18 protein-coding genes are annotated in these 20446 nt (G+C 36.0%); 2 read left to right on the top strand and 16 right to left on the bottom strand.

The window, feature by feature from the left end; genetic code table 11:
• Nucleotides 1–8 precede the first annotated feature (8 nt).
• The gene (smc, locus tag BUC25_RS10590; protein ID WP_073201849.1) at nucleotides 9–3575 is read right to left on the bottom strand and encodes a chromosome segregation protein SMC; all 3567 of its coding nucleotides are present in this window, start codon (nucleotides 3573–3575) and stop codon (nucleotides 9–11) included.
• Between the two features lie 141 nt (nucleotides 3576–3716).
• On the opposite strand from smc, the gene BUC25_RS10585 reads away from it, so the two are divergent.
• A complete protein-coding gene (locus tag BUC25_RS10585; RefSeq protein WP_342039396.1) occupies nucleotides 3717–3944 on the top strand; it encodes a DUF1128 family protein in 228 nt (75 codons plus the stop codon).
• A gap of 595 nt (nucleotides 3945–4539) precedes the next feature.
• Here BUC25_RS10585 and rnc read toward each other — a convergent pair.
• From rnc to BUC25_RS10540, 9 genes are all read right to left on the bottom strand, one after another.
• Nucleotides 4540–5226 (bottom strand): ribonuclease III, encoded by a 687-nt coding sequence (rnc, locus tag BUC25_RS10580; protein WP_073201847.1) that lies wholly within the window; start codon nucleotides 5224–5226, stop codon nucleotides 4540–4542.
• 151 nt (nucleotides 5227–5377) lie between these two features.
• The gene (acpP, locus tag BUC25_RS10575; RefSeq protein WP_058307847.1) at nucleotides 5378–5611 is read right to left on the bottom strand and encodes an acyl carrier protein; all 234 of its coding nucleotides are present in this window, start codon (nucleotides 5609–5611) and stop codon (nucleotides 5378–5380) included.
• A 38-nt stretch (nucleotides 5612–5649) separates the two neighbouring features.
• Nucleotides 5650–6390, bottom strand: coding sequence for a 3-oxoacyl-[acyl-carrier-protein] reductase (gene fabG, locus BUC25_RS10570; protein ID WP_073201846.1), 741 nt, complete (start codon nucleotides 6388–6390; stop codon nucleotides 5650–5652).
• The gene (gene fabD / locus BUC25_RS10565; RefSeq protein ID WP_073201845.1) at nucleotides 6390–7337 is read right to left on the bottom strand and encodes an ACP S-malonyltransferase; all 948 of its coding nucleotides are present in this window, start codon (nucleotides 7335–7337) and stop codon (nucleotides 6390–6392) included. Before fabD ends, fabG begins: the two co-directional genes overlap by 1 nt.
• A gap of 3 nt (nucleotides 7338–7340) precedes the next feature.
• Nucleotides 7341–8345, bottom strand: coding sequence for a phosphate acyltransferase PlsX (plsX, locus tag BUC25_RS10560; RefSeq protein WP_073201844.1), 1005 nt, complete (start codon nucleotides 8343–8345; stop codon nucleotides 7341–7343).
• On the bottom strand, nucleotides 8342–8923 hold the full coding sequence (gene fapR, locus BUC25_RS10555; RefSeq protein ID WP_073201843.1) for a transcription factor FapR: 582 nt from the start codon (nucleotides 8921–8923) through the stop codon (nucleotides 8342–8344). The genes plsX and fapR overlap by 4 nt, the downstream gene beginning before the upstream one ends.
• A gap of 98 nt (nucleotides 8924–9021) precedes the next feature.
• The gene (gene recG, locus BUC25_RS10550) at nucleotides 9022–11055 is read right to left on the bottom strand and encodes an ATP-dependent DNA helicase RecG (RefSeq protein ID WP_073201842.1); all 2034 of its coding nucleotides are present in this window, start codon (nucleotides 11053–11055) and stop codon (nucleotides 9022–9024) included.
• 700 nt (nucleotides 11056–11755) lie between these two features.
• A complete protein-coding gene (locus tag BUC25_RS10545; protein ID WP_084543443.1) occupies nucleotides 11756–13420 on the bottom strand; it encodes a DAK2 domain-containing protein in 1665 nt (554 codons plus the stop codon).
• 47 nt (nucleotides 13421–13467) lie between these two features.
• Entirely contained in the window at nucleotides 13468–13830 is a 363-nt protein-coding gene (locus BUC25_RS10540) for an Asp23/Gls24 family envelope stress response protein (protein WP_073201841.1), read from the bottom strand.
• Nucleotides 13831–14514: 684 nt separating this feature from the next.
• Between BUC25_RS10540 and rpmB the strand changes: the two genes are divergently transcribed.
• Nucleotides 14515–14703, top strand: coding sequence for a 50S ribosomal protein L28 (gene rpmB, locus BUC25_RS10535; RefSeq protein ID WP_058307859.1), 189 nt, complete (start codon nucleotides 14515–14517; stop codon nucleotides 14701–14703).
• 56 nt (nucleotides 14704–14759) lie between these two features.
• On the opposite strand, the gene spoVM is transcribed toward rpmB, so the two are convergent.
• The 6 genes from spoVM to BUC25_RS10505 all read right to left on the bottom strand — a co-directional run bounded on the left by spoVM (nucleotide 14760) and on the right by BUC25_RS10505 (nucleotide 20434).
• Nucleotides 14760–14837: a stage V sporulation protein SpoVM gene (gene spoVM / locus BUC25_RS10530; RefSeq protein WP_139251824.1), complete on the bottom strand. Its 78-nt coding sequence runs from the start codon at nucleotides 14835–14837 to the stop codon at nucleotides 14760–14762.
• 112 nt (nucleotides 14838–14949) lie between these two features.
• The gene (locus BUC25_RS10525) at nucleotides 14950–15603 is read right to left on the bottom strand and encodes a thiamine diphosphokinase (protein WP_073201839.1); all 654 of its coding nucleotides are present in this window, start codon (nucleotides 15601–15603) and stop codon (nucleotides 14950–14952) included.
• Between the two features lie 562 nt (nucleotides 15604–16165).
• Nucleotides 16166–16819 (bottom strand): ribulose-phosphate 3-epimerase, encoded by a 654-nt coding sequence (rpe, locus tag BUC25_RS10520; RefSeq protein WP_073201838.1) that lies wholly within the window; start codon nucleotides 16817–16819, stop codon nucleotides 16166–16168.
• Nucleotide 16820: 1 nt separating this feature from the next.
• On the bottom strand, nucleotides 16821–17702 hold the full coding sequence (gene rsgA / locus BUC25_RS10515; protein ID WP_073201837.1) for a ribosome small subunit-dependent GTPase A: 882 nt from the start codon (nucleotides 17700–17702) through the stop codon (nucleotides 16821–16823).
• Entirely contained in the window at nucleotides 17703–19691 is a 1989-nt protein-coding gene (gene pknB, locus BUC25_RS10510; protein ID WP_073201836.1) for a Stk1 family PASTA domain-containing Ser/Thr kinase, read from the bottom strand.
• Entirely contained in the window at nucleotides 19685–20434 is a 750-nt protein-coding gene (locus tag BUC25_RS10505) for a Stp1/IreP family PP2C-type Ser/Thr phosphatase (RefSeq protein WP_073201835.1), read from the bottom strand. The genes pknB and BUC25_RS10505 overlap by 7 nt, the downstream gene beginning before the upstream one ends.
• Between the last annotated feature and the right edge of the window lie 12 nt (nucleotides 20435–20446).

Genomic DNA, 20446 nt, shown 5'->3' with positions numbered 1-20446 from the left:
CTCCTTTATTATGTTTTTAATAACTCTGGTGCTTCTTCTAATTTCACAGATACCAATCTTGATACACCAGATTCTTGCATCGTAACACCATATAATACATCCGATTCTTCCATTGTACCTTTTCGATGGGTGATCACAATAAATTGTGTGTTTTCACTGTAATGTTTTAGATATTGCGCAAAGCGAGTAACATTTGCTTCGTCTAAAGCAGCTTCTACTTCATCAAGTACACAAAACGGAACAGGACGGACGCGTAATATTGCAAATAATAAAGCAATAGCGGTCAAAGCTCTTTCTCCACCTGATAATAAACCTAATTGCTGCAGCTTTTTCCCTGGTGGTTGAGCAATAATATCGACACCCGTATCTAATAGTTGAGCTGGATCCGTTAATTTTAACTCGGCATGTCCTCCACCAAATAAGCGTTGGAAAACCACCGTGAATTCATCTTTAATTTGGGTGAAAGTCTCTTCAAAACGTCGAGTCATTTCTTCATCCATCTCAGCTATAATATCATAAAGGGTTCTTTTTGCTTCTACCAAGTCTTCTTGCTGGCTAGTTAAAAATTCATATCTTTCTTTTATTCTTTCATATTCATCAATCGCACCTAGATTAACATTACCTAACTCTTCAATCGATTTCTTAATTAATTTCACTTGTTGTTTTGCCTCATCTAAATGTTCAGGTTGTTCGAAATCAATTTTAGCTTTCTCAAACGTAATGTTGTACTCTGTTTCTAAAAATTGCAAGCGATTTTCCAAATCGAGATCAAGTCTGTTTCGTTTAATTTCAATCGATTGAATTTCTTGTTGCAAATCGGCTATTTCCTTTTGCACTTGCTTAATCGATTCTTCTAAAGTTGTTATTTTTTGCTGTGTTTCTGAACGATTATCCCGAATTAGTTGAAGGTTCTCTTGTTTTTTATCTTTTTCTATTCTTTTTTCTTTAATTTCTTGAACAATCTCTGCTTCTGTTTGTTGATTATTTTTTACTTCAATTAATTGTCTCAGTTGATTTTGTTTATCTTCTAGAGCTAATTTAATTTCTGTTACGTCTGCTTGGGCATTTTCTGCTTTTTCCTTTTGATTCGATAGTTGACTTCTTGTTTCTGCTTGCTGCACGCGAAGAGCTTGTAACTTTTGTTTTAATTGTTCCTCTTGCGCCTCAAAATTTTGATGTTGATCGGTTAATTCTTCGATTTGACTATCCAACGATTTTAATTTTTCTTGCAACGTTAGTAAACTTTGCTCTATTTGATCTGCTTGCTTAACTAAATATTTACGATCTTCTTCCTGTTGCATTTTATCTTGATCGTAAATGGATAACTGATCATTTAAATGTTCGAGAGATAGTTTCCACTCTTTATAGTTACTGTGGTGTAATTGGTAGGTCGCTTTCATTTCTTCTAATTGTTCAAGTTGTTCACTCTTATTCGCCTCAAGACGTTTTAACTCCTCTTTTTGGCTATTGATTTGACTTTCATAATCTCTTACTCGTAATTGATATTCTTTATACTTTTTAGATAAGTTTTTCAACTCACGATCACGAGTGAATAGTGACTGGTTGTTCTTCTTTTTAGCTCCCCCTGACATCGATCCTCCCGGATTCACAACATCACCATCAAGGGTCACAATTCGGTATCTTCTTCCAGTCTGTTGAGCAAATTTATTAGCAGAAGCTAACGTGGTCGAAATTATCACATTTCCTAGCAAAGCTTGCATAACAGCTTTGTATCTGTCATCAAAATTAATGAGATCTACCGCTACTCCTAGATAGTCCTTATCATCTTCTAACATACTAATCATATTACTTGGTAATTGTTTTGGTTTCATCGAAGTGATTGGTAAAAAAGTTGCTCTACCCTTATTTGTCTTTTTTAACCACTTAATTGCTTCTCTTGCAGATTTTTCTGAGTCGACTACAATATGTTGTGCTTGTGCACCCAATGCTGTTTCCATTGCATCTACGAGATTGTCATCAAATTCGATAAGCTCAGGAATGGCCCCATGAATTCCTGACAGCACCTTTTGTTCCCTTGCTTTTAATACTTCTTTTACACCATAATAGAAACCTTGAAAATCTTCTTTAAGATCTTCTAGCATTTCTTTCTTAGACTTTAAATTCTCTACCATTTGGTATCCCTTGAACAACTTTTGTTGCATATCATCCAAAAGCTTAGATTCCACCGTGATTTTTCGATCTACTTGGTCATATTCGGTTTGAAACTTATGTAACTGTTGTTCTTGGTTATTTAATGTTCCCTCAACTTCTTCAACATTATCTCTTAATTTTATTCGCTCTTGGTGAAGGTGTTGCCATTTTGATGACTGGACACTCTCTTTACCTTTCATTCGATCTAACTGTTGCTGAATCGAATTTTTTTCATTTCGCTTTGCTGCTTGTTCATTCAATAATTCGATATAATCGCTTTTTAATGATTCGATATCTTCCTCAATCGTATTTTTTCCTTTTTCTAACTGTTCTTCTGCTAATTGTATTTGTTTAGAAACCTGTTGATTTTGTTGTCTACTTTGCACTAATAATTGTTGTTCATCTTCTACCTTTTGAATAAGTATCTCTTTTTTCTTTTCTGTCTCTGTAATTTCTTGTTCTATCTTCTCTTTATTTTCTTGAAAATGATGAAGGCGTTCACGAAAGATTTTTTTATTTCCTTCTAAACCTTCAAGTTCTTGTGTCACAACAAGCAACTCTTCTTGCAGTTTTGTAATTTTCTCATCCACTTGGTGAATTTGTTCCTTATATTGACTATTCTCCGAGTACCTTGATTCAACCCATTGTTGTTTGTTTGTTAACGATTGTTTTTTTTCATCTATATCTTTCTGAGAATGTTCCCATTGATCATTAAGGTGTTCGATTTCCTTTGCTAATAATCCTACTTCAATATTTTTCAAGCGTTCTTTTTGAGTTAAATATTCTTTAGCAATGGTTGCCTGCTGTTCTAAAGGCTCCAATTGACCATCTATTTCATAAATAATATCTTCTACACGATTTAAGTTCTCTTGTGTTTCAGCGAGTTTATATTCGGCTTGCTTTTTACGATTTTTATATTTTAATACTCCAGCCGCCTCTTCAAAAATAACTCTTCGTTCTTCTGATTTGGAACTTAATATTTCCTCTACTTTACCCTGGCTAATAATCGAGAAAGCTTCTCGACCTAACCCTGAATCAAGGAAAAGTTCGGTAATATCTTTTAGGCGGCAGGGTTGTTTATTCATTAGAAATTCACTTTCACCAGAACGATACACTCTACGTGTAACACTGACTTCCTGGTAATCTACAGGTAATCGATTATCAGAATTATCTAAGACTAATGTTACCTCTGCAACATTTAACGCTTTTCGAGTTTCACTGCCTTGAAAAATAATATCCTCCATCTTTACTCCACGTAAAGACTTGGCTGATTGCTCACCAAGCACCCACCGAATGGCATCTGTAATATTACTTTTTCCACTACCATTTGGTCCAACTACTGCAGTGACACCAGTTACAAATTCAATTTTTACTCGTTCTGCGAAAGATTTAAAACCAATTGTATCTAATTGTTTTAAATACATGTTAAAACCCCTATTTTTTTGTCTTTTGAAGACGAATCTAATTTTGAAATACAATTTACCCTTTGCATTTCAACCTATTTATTTTATCATAAAGAGTAGAGTGTGAGAAGGAAGATTACTAAAATACGAATATAGGAGTGAATGTACTTGAATTTAGAAGAAAGAACCGAAGAAAACTTAGCACATATTATTCATGAAATGGGAAGAATGCTTCAAGTCGTAAACGAATCCATTATGGACCCAAAGGATTACGATATTAATAAATATGACGAATTAAAAGGATTATACGACCTTTTAAAACAAAAAGGAAAGCTAACAGTAGCCGAAACCCAAGCATTCATCGCAGAACTAAAAAACTACCGAAAATAACAAACACCTAAGAATCTAGCCATAAGCAAACAGCGATATTATATCTAAACTGCTGCGAAGTACCAAATGTGGTGATTTTGAATGAAAATGTATGCGTAACAACCGCTTCGGCTTGCCCACTTCGCTTTCCAGGGGGCGCGTCTTCAGCTAACTTTGTAAAGAAGACCACTTTACAAAGTGGATCTTCAGATCGCGCTAATCCCCTTGGAGTCGAAGTGGACGCCTGCGCTAGGTCAAATTCAACAATGGTCGAGAATTGAAATAGTAACTTTTAAATAATTGGCCTAAAATTCTTATAGTCAGGTCTAAATGATCACTGTCGCAACCGTTGTAGAACCTATTTATAGCGTAGGCCGTCCACTTTCACTCCTGTGGGAATGTTTTCCCTGAAGATCCACTTTTTCAAGCGTGCTTGAAAAAGTTAGCTGAAGGGAAAAACCCACGGAAAGGAAAGTGGGCAGTCGGAGCGGATGTCTAGTAAATAAAACATTTCAAAATTACTACTTTGGCTAATAAATTTACAACAGTTTACTTCGCAGTTTGTGTCTGCTATATAAAAAACACCCTCCTATTTGTTTGAAATAGGAGGGTGTTTTTAGTTTGGTAATGCGTCTAGGGCTTGTTTGGCAGCGCGTTGTTCTGCCTCTTTTTTTGTTCTGCCTACACCTTTACCTGCAGTTTTACTATTAATTGTCACAACAGCAAAAAATTCGCGGTCATGAGCAGGACCTTTTTCATCCACGATCGCATACTCGACTAACTTATTTTTATGTTGCTGTACTGTTTCTTGCAATTGACTCTTATAATCCATCGTATGCGAAAAAGCACCGGTTGTAATTTGAGGATAAACATATTTGGTTAGGAAAGTAATGACTTCTTCATATCCTTGATCTAAATATAATGCACCTATAAAAGCTTCAAAGACATCTGCCAGTAAAGCTGGACGATTGCGACCACCAGTCATTTCTTCACCCTTACCAAGTAAGACAAATTTACTAAAATCTAATGATTCTGCAAATTTGACTAAGGCAGGTTCACATACAATCGAAGCTCTAAGTTTCGTCAGATCCCCTTCTTCAAGTTCATTATATTCTCTGTAAAGATACTGAGATACTCCTAATTCCAATACCGCATCACCTAGAAACTCTAGTCTTTCATTATCCAATAAATTTCTTTTCCGGTGCTCATTCACATAAGATGAATGTGTAAAAGCTTGCTTCAATAATTTTTCATCATTAAAGCGTATCCCCAATTCTTCCTGAAACAATGTAAAATCTGTCAAAATTTTCACCTACCAACCTGAAATCACTCATTAAAATAATTATATAGGAAACTTAGCGGATCGCCAACCCTTATTTGTAATACTTTTTATCTATACAATAGATAACAGAAAAGCCTTACATCAGTAAGACTTTTCTATCTTTAGACAAAAATTATTGGTTGCTGTTTATGTAATTTACAGCATCACCTACTGTAGAAATCTTTTCTGCATCTTCATCTGCAATTTCTAGGTCGAATTCATCTTCAAGCTCCATTACTAGCTCCACCACATCTAAAGAATCTGCTTCTAAGTCATCTTTAAAGGAAGCTTCTAATGTTACTTTATCCTCATCCACATCAAGACGATCGACAACGATTTGCTTTACTTTTTCAAATGTATCTGCCATTTTTCCGTCACCCCCTTTCAAAGAGTATGTTTATCATATTACATAACCATTCCACCGTCTACCTGAATGGTTTGTCCTGTAACATAATTGGATTGCTCTGATGCCAGAAACAATGCTACATTTGCTACGTCTTCTGTTTTTCCTAATTTATTTAGAGGAATTAATGAAAGCATTTGTTCTTTCTGTGCCTCATCAAGCTTCTCTGTCATATCTGTTGCGATAAATCCAGGTGCAATCGCATTAACAAGGATATTTCGTGCAGCCAATTCTTTTGCTGTCGTTTTGGTTAAACCAATCACACCTGCTTTAGCTGAAACATAATTTGCTTGACCAGGATTGCCACTGATTCCGACTACTGATGAAAGGTTGATGATACGTCCGCTTTTTTGTTTCATCATTTGTCTGGAAGCTGCTTTTGTACATAAAAACACGCCTTTAAGATTAATGTCAATCACATCATCAAAGTCTGCTTCTGTCATACGCATTAATAAATTATCTTTGGTGATACCAGCATTGTTTACTAAGATGTCTAGATTACCAAAGGTTTTTGTCGTTTCTTTTATCATCGCTTTTACTTCGCTTTCGTCACTAACGTTTGCTTGTATTTTGATAGCTTCCCCGCCATTAGACTCGATTTCATCCACTACAGCTTGAGCTTTATCTTCGCTACCAGCATAATTAACAACTACTTTCGCACCATTTTTTGCAAGTGTTAAAGCAATTTCACGTCCAATTCCACGAGAAGCTCCTGTTATGAGTGCTACTTGATTTTTTAACATTACTTTTCCTCCTTGGCCCACTGGATAAATTCCTCTAATGATGCCTGATCTTGTACTGCGAAAGTTTTCGTTCTCCTATTCACTTTTTTCACAAGACCTGTAAGCACTTTTCCACTTCCAACTTCTACAACGGCGTCCAGTTCATCTTCTACAAGCTGTTCAATGATCTCTTCAAAACGAACAGGTGAATAAAGTTGTTCCACTAACAAATGTTTTATAACTTCTGCTTCCGTTACTTTTTTAGCTGTTACGTTAGCATAAACAGGTATGTCTATGTTGGACCAGTCCATTTTCTGTACTAATTGTTCAAAATCCTTTGCAGCTGGTCTCATTAAACTCGAATGAAATGGTCCACTTACTGGCAAAGGAAGCACTCTTTTGGCGCCTTTAGATTTTAATTGATCTACTGCTTCGTCAATCGCTGTCTTTGTTCCAGAAATCACGATTTGCCCTGGGCAATTAATATTCGCAATCTCTATCACTTCATTTAATTCATCTCTCACTTTTTCTAACTCTGTTGAGAGTGTTTCCTTATCCATCCCTAAAACAGCTGCCATCGAGCCTTTTCCTTCCGGATAAGCATTCTCCATTAATTTTCCTCGCTCATGTACTAATGTGATTGCATCCTGAAAAGAAATTGCTTTTGCAGCAACTAGTGCGCTATATTCTCCCAGACTATGACCACTAGTAATGGATGGATAGATATTATTTTCTGCTAATAAATTTGTTATAGCAGTGCTAACTAATAATAAAGCGGGTTGTGTGTTTTCCGTTTTTGTTAAAACTTCTTTAGGGCCGTCAAACATTATTGAAGTCAAATCATAGCCTAATTGTTCATTTGCGGTTTCAAAAAGTTCTTTAACCTGATCAAATTGATCATATAAATCTTTCCCCATCTCTACTGCCTGAGAACCTTGCCCAGGGTAGATAAATGCTATGTTTTTCAAGGTTTACTCCTCCTCAGTTGAAACTTGTAAATGTTTCACTTCTGATTCGATCGTTTCTATTACGTTTTTTTCTACAATTTCCATCGTTTGTTTTATCGCGCTGAAAATAGCCTGGGCATTAGATGAACCATGTGCTTTCACAACAGGTGCACTAAGACCAAATAAAGCTGCACCACCATATTCTGAATAATCTAACTGATCCTTTAGCCCCTTTAATTCACTTTTAGCTAACACTGCTGCTATTTTTGTTTTGGTATTGACCATAAATTTCTCTTTTAGCATAGAAAATAAAGTTAGAGCTGTTCCTTCTACCGTTTTCAAGGCAATATTTCCACTAAAGCCATCGGTTACTACTACATCTGCAACACCATTCAATAAATCTCTTGCTTCTACATTACCAACAAAATTAATTGGTAGTTCTTCTAACAATTCAAAAGCTTTTTTTGTTAATTCATTACCTTTACCATTTTCGGTACCTACATTTAATAATCCTACTCGTGGATTTTCTATTTTTCGCACGTTCTCCATATAGATAGATCCCATTAAGCCGTATTGTTGTAAATGTTGAGGTTTTGCATCAACATTTGCTCCTACATCCAATAAAAGAAAACCTCTTCCATCTACAGTCGGAAGTGTTGGACTTAGTGCAGGTCGGTCAATCCCTTTAATTCTACCTACGATAAACAATCCCGCACTCATCAGTGCACCCGTATTACCTGCTGAGATACAAGCATCTGCTTGATGTGATTTTACTTCGTTTGCCATTAAAACCAACGACGCTTTCTTTTTACGACGAACTGCTTTAACTGGTTCATCATCACTTGTGATCTTTTCTTCGGTATGAATGATACTGATTGATGCATGGTCTTTTGTGTATTTTTTTATCTGTTCTTCGTTCCCAACAAGGGTAATGTTAAGATTATCAAATTGATTTACTGCCTTTAATGCACCTAATACTATTTCTTTTGGTGCATGGTCTCCCCCCATTGCATCGATTGCGATTCTCATTGCTGAATCCCTTCTTTCTCTTCTTTAGATCGAAACATCTCAAAAACACCAGTAAACACTGTTTCGCTATCGACATGACTATGTACTTCTACTACGGTGCGATTGTTTATCTCTGTACCTACTACCTTCGCTTTAGCAATAACCCGCTCCCCTTCAACCACCTGTCTAGTAAACTTAATATCAGCATTGGTTGTTAACGCAAGTTGATCATTTATGACAGCTACAGCTAATGAATTAGCTTGTGCAAAAAGATGATGCCCCCTTGCAATTTTATTCCGTGAGAAGACATGTTCAGCAGTTATATCTAAAATCGAGATGGCACGCTGATCTAATTCTAAATCAATTATTTCCCCGATAACTTCATCTATTGGTAGTGCTTTTACTGTCTCATTCCACGTGGATGTTGCGACAGATTTAATCCGTTCACGTAATTCAGGAATATTAAGCTCCATGCGATCAAGTCGAATGGTCTGAATACTAACATTAAAGAGTTTCGCTAATGCATCATCCGTAATAAACGGTTTTTCTTCTATTGTATCTTTCAACAAAGATTGTCTGTCTTTTTTGTTACGTTTCAATTTATCCACCGTCCATCTTAATGCGTCATCTATTCTGTAATATTATGACTAGGTACTAATAGTAATATATAATACCATTACAAATTATGCAAGTGTCTCTAGTTTAATAATTTCGCATCTATTTTGATTTCGTTAACTAAATAGTCCATTAAACCTTGATATTCAGGTAGTTTCCATTTTTCATCTGCTACAATTTCGATTGCATCTGTTCTTGCTGTCTCTAACGCTCGGTAATCATGAACCATATCGGCAAGTTTAAATTCTGGTAAACCACTTTGTTTTACTCCAAATACATCGCCTGGCCCTCTCAATTCTAAATCCCGTTCTGCTAAAACAAAACCATCCGTTGTTTCCGTCATTATTCGCATTCTTTCTTTTCCATTCTCGCCCTTAGGGTCTGCTACTAGGATACAGTAGCTCTGTTTATCTCCTCTTCCTACTCGTCCTCTTAATTGATGTAATTGCGATAAACCAAATCGATCCGCATCCTGAATCATCATCACCGTGGCATTCGGCACATTTACACCAACTTCTACAACCGTCGTAGAGACTAATATTTGCAGGTTATTCTCTGAGAATTCTGTCATCACTTGTTCTTTTTCTTCCGTCGATAATCTACCATGCATCAGACCTACAGTTGCCTTGCCACTGAGAACCTCTTGAAGCCTGTGAAACAGATCCAATGCATTTTGAATATCTAATTTATCGGACTCCTCAATTAATGGACATATCACATAAGCTTGTGCGCCCGCTTTTATTTCTTTATAAATAAAGTTAACCGTTCTTTCAAACATATTTTGTTTTACCCAATATGTTTCGATTGGTTTTCGTCCTTTAGGCATTTGGTCTATTTTTGAAACATCCATATCCCCAAATGCTGTAATGGATAACGTTCGCGGGATTGGTGTAGCTGTCATAAATAATATATCAGCTAATATCCCCTTTTCACGTAGTGTATTCCGCTGTTGTACACCAAAACGATGTTGTTCATCAATAATAACGTAGCCCAACTGACCGAAATGGACATCATCTTGAATAAGTGCATGTGTTCCTATTACAACATCACAACTACTATCCTCAATTTCTGCCAATATAGCTTTTCGCCTCTTCCCTTTTACTGAACCCGTTAATCGACGAACCGTTATATGTTCTGGTAAGAATTCACGTAACGATGCCTCGTGCTGTTCTGCTAGAATTTCCGTTGGCACCATAAAGGCAACTTGTTTTCCGGCAGTCACAGCCCCGTACAAACTAATGATCGCTACAGCGGTTTTTCCTGAGCCCACGTCCCCTTGTAACAAACGATTCATTCGATACGGAGATTGCAGATCCTTTATAATCTCTGCTAACGATTTCTGTTGAGCGGACGTTAATGCAAAGGGAAAGGTGTTAATCAATTCTTTGACTTTATTTAAGTTTATATTTTGAGCATTACCTTCTGTTTCTTCACGATTCCGTTTACGATAAAGCTGCATTTTAATTTGAAACAGTAATAGTTCTTCATAGATAAACCGTCTTTTAGCATGTTTTAGATGTTCAAATGATGCAGGAAAATGAAGTTGGTTTAACCCTTCCATACGATCAGGTAATTTATATTGTTTTAAAAATGACGGCGGAAGTATTTCAATTATTTGTTCACAGTAGGTAGATAATGCATTTTTAATGATTTTTTGAAATTGTGCATTTTTAATCTCACCTTTTGAAGAGTATATTGGGGTTATCGGGCTAGTCTCATCAATGTTTCCTTTTTTGTAATTATCAATCGTTATTTGTAATCGATGCTGATCCCATTTTCCATTCACAGATACCTCTTCACCGGGTATGAAGTGTTTTTTAGCGAATGCGCGGTTAAAAAGCACACCTTTGACTACCACCCCATCAACACTTAATGTCACCACAAGCCTTGATTTCCGTCTTTGGTAAAACTGAACAGTGGGTTCATGGATAACTTCTCCAACAATTGTCACTTTTTCCTTATGTATTAGTTCATGGAGTGGTTTTTGTTGATAATGATCATACCGATTAGGGAAGTAATACAGAAGATCTTCTACAGAGCGAATTCCAATTTGATCTAAGGCCTCTGCTAATTTAGGACCAACACCACTCACTTCTTGAACTGACGCATCAACCATAAGTCTCACACTCTCTTTTATTTATAATTCAGCTATCTAATAAATTGACCTCAAACACATTCAACTATACTATTTAACATTGCACAGTATATGGATACTGCGCAGTATGTTTATTTGAATTGTAGTGATTTTGAAAGAAATTATGTGCGTAACAACCGCTACGGCTTGCCCACTTCGCTTTCCGAGGGGCATGCTCTTCAGCTAACTTTGAAAAGGAAAACACTTTTCAAAGTGGATCTTCAGATCATGCTAATCCCTCAGGAGTCGAAGTGGACGCCTGCGCTAGATAGAATTCTACAATGGATGAAAGAGTTTAAATAAAGACTTCTAATGCATAGTGTATACGTAAATACTTATAGAAAGTTCAAAATGAGAGCTGTGACAACAGTTGTAGAATCCATTTAGAGCGAAGGCGTCCGTTTTCACTCCTGCGGGATGTTTTTTCCCTAAGATCCACTTTTTAAGCGAACTTTGCTTAAAAAGTTAGCTTAGGGAAAAAACCCGCGGAAAGGAAAACGGGCAAGCCGTAGCGGTTGAAAGCACAAATAAAATTTCATAATCACCACTCAATTACCACTTAAGCTATGTCGCAGTATTTTCCTAATATGTATAAAAATCCAAACGATATTGAAAGGTTATTCGAATAATCGTTTGGATTTTACTAATTATAAATTACTTCTGTCCCAGTGTCTTTGTTCGTTTATTCAATCGAGAAGATGTAAGAATAAATTGGTTGGTTACCTTGATGAACTTCGACTTCAATATCTTCAAAATGATTTTCTATAAATGCTACAATTTCTTCTTCCTCTTCATCAGAAGTTTCTTCCCCGCGAATAACCGTTACAATTTCATCTTCTTCGATATCAATCATATCTGTCAATAATTCTTTGATAACTGTTATATGATCAGCATTTGTGACTTTAATTTTTCCATCAGCAATACCCATATAATGTCCGTTTTCAATCGTCATACCGTCAATTTGTGTATCACGAACAGCATATGTAATTTGTCCTGTTTTTACTTCTTCACTTGCTTCTATCATTCCTTGTTTATTATCCTCCAGTGTTGCTTCTGGATTATAAGTTAGCATCGCCGACATCCCTTGTGGAATGGTTTTAGTAGGTACAACTGCAACGTTCTCTTCTGCAAGCTCTGCAGCCTGCTCTGCAGCCATTACAATGTTTTTATTATTCGGTAAAACAATAATATTTTCGGCATTTGTTTCTTTAATAGCATTGGCTAAATCCTGTGTACTAGGATTCATTGTTTGACCACCCTGAATTACTACCGTAGCACCTAAGCTCTTGAATAATTCCGTTAATCCATTACCCATTGCTACTGTTACCACACCGAATTTTTGTTTTTCCTGAGGTTTATCCTCTATTTTATCGACGATATTCGAATGTTGTTCCCTCATGTTTTCTACTTTTAAATTTATAAAACTCCCAAAACGTTGTCCTAAATTAAAAACATCGCCAGGATATTCTGCATGAATATGAACTTTGACAATTTCATCATCGGAAACTACTAGTAATGAATCACCATGCTCACTCAATTCTTCTCTGAATTTCGCCTCATCATAAGGATGATCTTTTAGTTTGTTTTCCTCAAAACGAACCATAAACTCCGTACAATAGCCAAACTCAATGTCATCTGTATTCATATAGTCTTGCGCCAGCTTATGATGCTCCGCGTTAACAAGATCATTTAAATCCATTGTTTCGTCGTGAGAAGCTTCTGGTACTTCTTCACCTTTTAATGCTGCTAAAAAACCTTCATAAATTACAACTAAACCTTGTCCACCACTATCAACTACTCCAACTTCCTTGAGAACTGGCAGCAAATCCGGAGTTCTTTTTAATGACTTTTTAGAAGCTTGGACTACTTTTTCAAAAAAGGCAATAATATCTTCCTCATTTTCAGCTATTTTCTTAGCTTCTGCAGCAGTGTCCTTAGCTACAGTAAGAATAGTACCCTCTACAGGCTTCATAACTGCCTTATATGCCGTATTAACGCCACTATCAAGCGCTTTTACAAAACTTTCGATATCCAATTCTTTCTTGTTCTCTAATCCTTTAGCAAATCCTCTGAATAATTGGGAAAGTATTACACCAGAATTACCTCTTGCACCCATTAATAAACCTTTGGCAAATGCATTTGCTACGGTTGCAACACTATCTTGTTCGGCCTTCTTTACTTCGTTAGCCCCTGAAGTAATCGATAAGTTCATATTAGTTCCAGTATCCCCATCAGGTACGGGGAAAACATTTAATGCATCAATTCTTTCCGCATTATTTGTTAAAGAGTTAGCCCCAGCTAACACCATATTAGCAAACATCTCACCATTTATATTTTTTTGATTCACTTGTTGCTTCCTCCCTCTACTCCATTTAACAAAAACTCCAATTTGATCTAATCTTGAATGACTCGAACACCCTGAATAAATATATTAATGGATTTTATTTTTAAACCGAGTGTTTTTTCAAGATTATATTTTACTTGTGATTGTACATTATGTGCTACTTCCGAGATTTTTGTCCCATAACTTACAATAATGTACATATCAATATGAACATTTTCTTCTTCTTGGCGAACAACAACGCCTTTTGCAAAGTTTTCTTTTCGCAGAATTTCTGCAATTCCATCTCGCAACTGATTTTTGGAAGCCATTCCGACTATGCCGTAGCACTCGATGGCAGCACCACCAGCAATAGTAGCTATGACTTCATTGGTTATTGTTACAAAGCCATTCTCTTTTTTTAATTCTATGGACATCCTACATCCTCCTTTTAAATCAGTGAAAAAAAGCATTTATAATTACCTAACATTGCTTTTATTATATCAAAAATAAACCTATTCCATTATAGAATGTATGAAAATAAAGCGTATGTCAAGCATTCCCCACAAACCCACCACCATCAAATAAACAAAAAACAATATATACATAAAAAACAAACTGCGAAGTAACTGTCGTGGTAATTTTGAACATAAACAAGTGCGTAAACAGTCGCTCCGGATTTCCCACTTCGCTAAATAAGGTTCTACAAAGGATGCAAGAGTTGAAATAATTTCTTCTAATTCGCCATTTAAAAGAAACACATTTTGAAAGCATAAAGTGGTAACTGTTGCAACCGTTGTAGAATCTATTTATAGCGTAGGCCGACCACTTTCACTCCTGTGGGAATGTTTTACCTGAAGATCCACTTTTCCAAGCGATCTTTGCTTGAAAAAGTTAGCTGAAGGGAAAAACCCACGGAACGGGAAGTGGGCAGCCGAAGCGGATGTCTAGTAAATAAATCGTTTCAAGATTACTACTTCAGCTAATTTATTTACAACAATTTAGGTTCCATCATGGGTAAAAGTTGATTTTTGTTGTAAATTCTAAATTGCAAAATGCTTTTATATATGATAAATTATATAAGTATGTATTGAGTTAGTGTAGTAGGAGGGAACGAAATTATGGGACGTAAATGTGTTGTAACTGGTCGTAAAACGACTTCAGGAAATAACCGTTCACATGCTATGAATGCAAATAAGCGTAATTGGAAAGCAAACGTACAAAAAGTTAGAATTATGGTTGACGGTAAACCAAAACGTGTGTATGTTTCTGCTCGTGCGCTTAAATCTGGCAAAGTAGAACGTGTTTAATTCGTATAATAATTGCTAAGTTAGAAAAAGGCCCCTTTAAATAAGGAGCCTTTTTCTTATTTTTTTCCAGATCCCAATAGTGCACGAATAAAACCACCTAGAAACCGCGGGAGCTTAATTGTATAGAATTTCATCATACCCCTCCTCTTCATCTCCTGAAGAAAACAATCGTTTGAAAAAGGATTCTTATATAGCTTATGTGTAACTACCCATATAATTGCAAGCTTTAAAGAATTTTGTGAGTGTTTACGATAAGTTATCCTCCTCCGTACTCTTTATCATTATTAATATGCCATGATTGAATAAAAAAGTACCATGTTGTTTAATTAGATGATTAGAAATACAACGAGTGCTGCCCCAGGAAATCGTTTCATTAGATAATGGGTAATAAAAACCTTCTAATGTTAAGTCTTGTACTGTAGAGCTAAAAGGTATGAATGAAATCTGATTATTATGATTTGAGCATACTTGATATTTACCTGGTTTAAACATAGCTATTTCATTTTGACGATCAATGATCACTGCTTTCGTATTTTGATCTAATAGCCGATATAGCAATTGAATGTTAGCTAATTCATGATCTAATCTTCCAGCAGTAACTCCAAATAAGAAAATGGAGTCTGGATCATAAGTTAAAGCTTTTTCTATTGCTAATTCCAGGTCTGTTTCGTTTTTTTCGATGGGATATTCTTTATAAATGGACGCACTATATTTGATTTTATTTTTAGTATTATGATCGATAGAATCAAAGTCACCGATGGCTATATCTATAGTTATATTTTGGTCTAATAAATAGGATGCTCCTAAATCAGCTCCAATCCAGAGATCTACTTTATCTTTATAAATAGCAAGATCAGCAAGAGCTTCTTGTGGACCACCCGCAACAATTCCAATATTCACTTAAACCAACCTTTCCTACGGTCATTGTATACATATCATTTAGATTTGCACTAGGAAAATACTGCGCAAAAAACATTTTGGTAATATTGAAAGCATTAGTGAGCTAACATGGCGCTCCGGCCGATTGCTTCGCTTTCAGCAGGAGACTTCGCAATCGGACTCCGCTATTTGAAAAATTCAACAATGTTTTTACCAGCTAGCATTTTGTACTTTTAAGCCAAGTAACGAATTCTTCAAATGATAGAAATACCAATAAGTTTCCTTATGCTAGCGTTGTAGATTATCAAAATAGCGCAGGCGTCCACTTTGACTCCTGAGGGATTAGCATGGTCTGAAGATCCACTTTGAAAAGTGCCTTTCTTTTCAAAGTTAGCTGAAGAACATGCCCCTCGGAAAGCGAAGTGGGCAAGCCGGAGCGGTTTTAAGCACAAACTTCATATCAAAATTACCACATCATTTGTTACGCAGTATCCGTATAATGCGCAATAAAAATTTTTAAGTTATTATGTTTAAAGTGAATAAAAAGATTATTTCCCCAGTCATGGAAACTTCATTTACAGCACTATTTGCTTTGTCTTATTTTTTCAATCGCTTGTTTGCGGTCTTTTTCATTGAATATTGCACTTCCGGCGACAAGTACATCTACGCCCGCGTCTATACATTGCTTTGCCGTTTCTGGGTTAACGCCACCATCTACTTCAATTTCAAATGACAACCCTAATTCTTCTCGCCACTTAGCAGCCTTATTTACCTTGTCTAACACCTCAGGGATAAATGACTGTCCACCAAACCCTGGATTAACAGTCATAAACAATACAAGGTCAACATCTTTTAGAATAGGTTTTATCATTTCTACTGGTGTCGCTGGATTAATGACAACCCCAGGTTTAACACCCGCTTCTTTAATCATATGAATCGTTCGGTGTAAGTGCGGAGCTGCTTCTACATGGACAGTAATAATGTCTGCACCTGCATTGACAAAATCTTGAACATATTGATCAGGATTTTCTATCATCAAATGAACGTCCAATGTAGCATCAGTAATTGGTCTAATCGAAGATAAAACTAGGGGACCGATAGTGATATTTGGTACATAATGACCATCCATTACATCAATATGTATGTAATCTGCTCCTCCAGCTATTACATCTTCAATTTCTTCTTTCAATATAGAAAAATCTGCTGATAAAATTGATGGGGCAATTTTCGTGCTCATGTTAATACCTCGGCTTTCTGTTTTTAATTTCTTCTACATACTGTAGGTAATTCTGGTATCGATCTTCTAATATATTGCCATTTTCCAAGGCTTGCTTTACAGCACATTTTGGTTCTTTTATATGCATACAACCTCTGAATTTACATTCATCCTGCAATGCTTGAAATTCAGGGAAACAATTGGGGAGCTCGTCTAATTGTATTTCTTTAAAATCGAGTGCACTAAAACCAGGAGTATCTGCCACCAAACCATTTTCAACTGGAATCAATTCAACGTGTCTTGTAGTATGCTTACCTCTACCAAGACTTTCTGAGATATCATCCGTTTCTAATTGTAAACCAGGTACAATCCGGTTTAATATCGAAGTTTTCCCCACCCCTGACTGGCCGGCAAATACAGACACCCTGTTATTCAGATGGATAGATAGTTGCTCAATCATCTCTTTATCTCTCGTAGATAAAAATTCTATTGTATATCCTATCCTTTGATAATAAGCTAATTTTCCCTTCACTGTAATAGCTTCTTGTTCTGTTAATAGATCCATCTTAGTGAAAAACAATAAAGGCTGAATTCCTTTAGATTCGACCAAGACAAGAAACTTATCTAACAGATGTAAACTTAGATCAGGTTGTTTTACAGAAGTAACAATAATCGCTTGATCCACATTAGCTATTGGAGGTCTTGTCAATTGGTTTTTTCGTTCATCAATTGACAAGATATACCCCTCCCTTTTATCTTTATATTCAAATTCAACATGATCGCCAACTAAAGGAGTGATTTTCCTTTGACGAAAAACTCCTCTGCCACGACATTGTATCTGCCCACCTTCATAATCTACATAATAAAATCCACTTAGAGCTTTTACAATTTTTCCTTTTGGCATTTACTCACCCTCTACATCTTCATAGGATAATGTTTTCTCAATAATTAACTCATCATCTCTTATCACTTTGTATGTTGCTTGTTCATCAGGTGCGATCGTTAGTTGGATTGTAAATGGTGTATCTTCCGTTATCATTTCTACTTCTTGATATAATTCAGAAATTTGATGGTTCATATCTTCTACATAAATACTAACATCTTGTGGCTGAGGTTCGCCATCATCAGATAGCTCACCCGTATACTCAACTTCAAATGATTCTGAATGCGTAATTTGTGTTTTTGGTTCTGGTCCGGTTGATACTGTTAACGTAACAAGATCTCCTTTTTCTAACTGTTGATTTGCTGATGGAGATTGTTCAATGATATATTCTTCCTCTACCTCATCATGATTTTCCTCTTTAATATCGACGGAAAGATCATGATCTGCTAAATATTCTGTCGCTTCGTCCACATGAAGTCCAACCAACCTGTTTAATGTGATTTTTTCTGGGCCTTTGCTGATTTCGAAAATAACATTCGTATCTTTAGGTACTACTTCACTCCCTGGAGAAGGTTGAATTTGTGCTATAATTTCTCCAACAGGTTGATCTGAGAACTCTTCATAATATTTGACATCATTGAAGCCTTGATCATTAAGGATTTTTTCGATTCTATCATATTCACTGCCTACATAATCATCAAACTCCACTTTTTCTGGCCCCAAACTTACATAAACAGTAATTTCTCTACCTTCCTTTACTGTTTCATTAGCACGTGGAATTGTTTCGATCACATGATTTTCTTCCATATCCTCATCAAAGTCCTCTTCCTTTGTAACAATCAGTTCTAAATTCGTTAATTCCTGTTGTGCTTCTTCATAACTTAAGCCTGTTAAGTCAGGAATAACTACATCTTTAGGCTGAAACAAACTAGGCAAAACAAATAATGCAATTAAAATCGCCCCAAATAGAATCACAAACAAACTTGTTACCCATATAAATGTCTTTTTACGTTTCTTCTTTTTCATCTCTTTAGGTTCTTCTTGATTAATAGAATTTGTTTGCTTGATAATGGTAGATGTTCCATCTTCTAAAGTTTCAGGCTCAACTGTGTCCTTTTGCATAATTGGAATCGCTTTTGTTATCGTATCATCTGATTCAGGTGCTTTAAATTTTGCAACATGCAATTGGCTAGGGTCTAAAGCATGTGTTAAGTCATCTTCCATTTCATAAACAGATTGATAACGATGAAAGGGATCTTTCGTTGTTGACTTTAATACTATATTCTCTACGGATTGCGGAATTCTTGGATTGAATTCTTTAACAGATGGGGTTTCTGATTGTAAATGTTTTAACGCAATTGAAACTGCAGATTGACCTGAAAATGGTAAATTTCCTGTTAACATTTCAAATAGCACAATGCCTAATGAGTAAATATCCGATTTACGATTAGCTTTTCCGCCTCGTGCTTGTTCAGGAGACAAATAGTGCACAGATCCTAGAACAGAGTTTGTTTGAGTCAAAGCTGTTGCACTTAATGCCACTGCAATTCCAAAGTCTGTTACCTTAATTTGTCCATAGGAATCAATTAAAATGTTCTGTGGTTTAATATCACGATGTATTAGCTCATTATCATGGGCATGAGCTATTGCTGAAGTAATCTGTGTCATTATATCCATAACTTCTTCTACTTCAATCGGCGCATGTAACTGTATGTATTGTTTTAATGTCATACCATCAACATATTCCATTACCATATAATAAATCTGTTCCTCATCACCAACATCATAAATATTTACGATATTTGGATGTGATAAGCTAGTAGCAGCCTGTGCTTCTCGATGAAATCGCGTTATAAATTCATCATCATTAGCATATTCTAAACGTAACACCTTAATCGCAACTTGTCTTTCTAGGATTGAATCATTTCCCAGGTATACATTTGCCATACCTCCGCCACCGATTAGCTTAATGATTTCATAACGTTCGTTAAGTACTTTTCCTTCTAGCACGTTGGATCACCAACTTTATCTCGTTGATCAATAATCGCTAAAGATATATTATCTTCTCCACCACGATTATTAGCCATGTCAATTAAGGTTTGGCTTATTTTCTCATTGTTGGTATGCACAATAACTTCATGTAATTCCTGATCGGTTAATTTATTTGATAATCCATCAGAGCAAATCAACAATCGGTCATACTCATTCCACGAAGTAACATACATATCTGGTTCCAAATTCAGTTCTGTTCCTAGTGCTTTTAAAATAACATTTCGTCTTGGATGAACTTCTGCATCCTCTTGAGATAATTGGCCGGTGCGTACTAATTCACCTACTAAAGAATGATCTTCTGTTACTTGCTGCCATTCTGACTGATTCATTAAATACGCACGACTATCTCCAATATGTCCTATAATTAGATAGTCTTTAGTGCAAATTGCTGCAACAACAGTTGTCCCCATCCCCTTACACTCAATGTCAGACTGTGATTTTTGGTAGACAGTATTGTTTACCTTGATGATAGTTTCTCTTAACCATTTCTCGAAATAATCTTTTGCTATGGTTCCCTCAAAAGCTAACCAATACTTTTCGAGCTCATCAATAGCGAGTTGACTGGCAACATCTCCAGCTTGGTGCCCCCCCATACCATCAGCAACAATTGCTAAAATTGCTTCTTCATTTGAAAATATAGCTACCGCATCTTCATTCAATTCACGTATTTTTCCTTTATCAGATTGGTACAAATACCTCATTGTTTATAACAC

The sequence above is a fragment of the Gracilibacillus kekensis genome (assembly GCF_900143085.1).
Lineage (GTDB): Bacteria > Bacillota > Bacilli > Bacillales > Amphibacillaceae > Gracilibacillus > Gracilibacillus kekensis.
The sequence above is the reverse complement of the archived record's forward strand: the minus strand, read 5'-3'. Positions and strand labels throughout refer to the sequence as shown.

What these genes read in the sequence shown, in the direction of transcription:
- spoVM (WP_139251824.1), bottom strand. Translation starts at nt 14,837, where the DNA reads ATGAAATTCTATACAATTAAGCTCCCGCGGTTTCTAGGTGGTTTTATT.
- BUC25_RS10585 (WP_342039396.1), top strand. Translation starts at nt 3,717, where the DNA reads ATGTACTTGAATTTAGAAGAAAGAACCGAAGAAAACTTAGCACATATT.
- BUC25_RS10540 (WP_073201841.1), bottom strand. Translation starts at nt 13,830, where the DNA reads ATGTCCATAGAATTAAAAAAAGAGAATGGCTTTGTAACAATAACCAAT.
- acpP (WP_058307847.1), bottom strand. Translation starts at nt 5,611, where the DNA reads ATGGCAGATACATTTGAAAAAGTAAAGCAAATCGTTGTCGATCGTCTT.
- rpe (WP_073201838.1), bottom strand. Translation starts at nt 16,819, where the DNA reads ATGAGCACGAAAATTGCCCCATCAATTTTATCAGCAGATTTTTCTATA.
- plsX (WP_073201844.1), bottom strand. Translation starts at nt 8,345, where the DNA reads ATGAGAATCGCAATCGATGCAATGGGGGGAGACCATGCACCAAAAGAA.
- rsgA (WP_073201837.1), bottom strand. Translation starts at nt 17,702, where the DNA reads ATGCCAAAAGGAAAAATTGTAAAAGCTCTAAGTGGATTTTATTATGTA.
- BUC25_RS10505 (WP_073201835.1), bottom strand. Translation starts at nt 20,434, where the DNA reads ATGAGGTATTTGTACCAATCTGATAAAGGAAAAATACGTGAATTGAAT.
- fabG (WP_073201846.1), bottom strand. Translation starts at nt 6,390, where the DNA reads ATGTTAAAAAATCAAGTAGCACTCATAACAGGAGCTTCTCGTGGAATT.
- smc (WP_073201849.1), bottom strand. Translation starts at nt 3,575, where the DNA reads ATGTATTTAAAACAATTAGATACAATTGGTTTTAAATCTTTCGCAGAA.
- rpmB (WP_058307859.1), top strand. Translation starts at nt 14,515, where the DNA reads ATGGGACGTAAATGTGTTGTAACTGGTCGTAAAACGACTTCAGGAAAT.
- recG (WP_073201842.1), bottom strand. Translation starts at nt 11,055, where the DNA reads ATGGTTGATGCGTCAGTTCAAGAAGTGAGTGGTGTTGGTCCTAAATTA.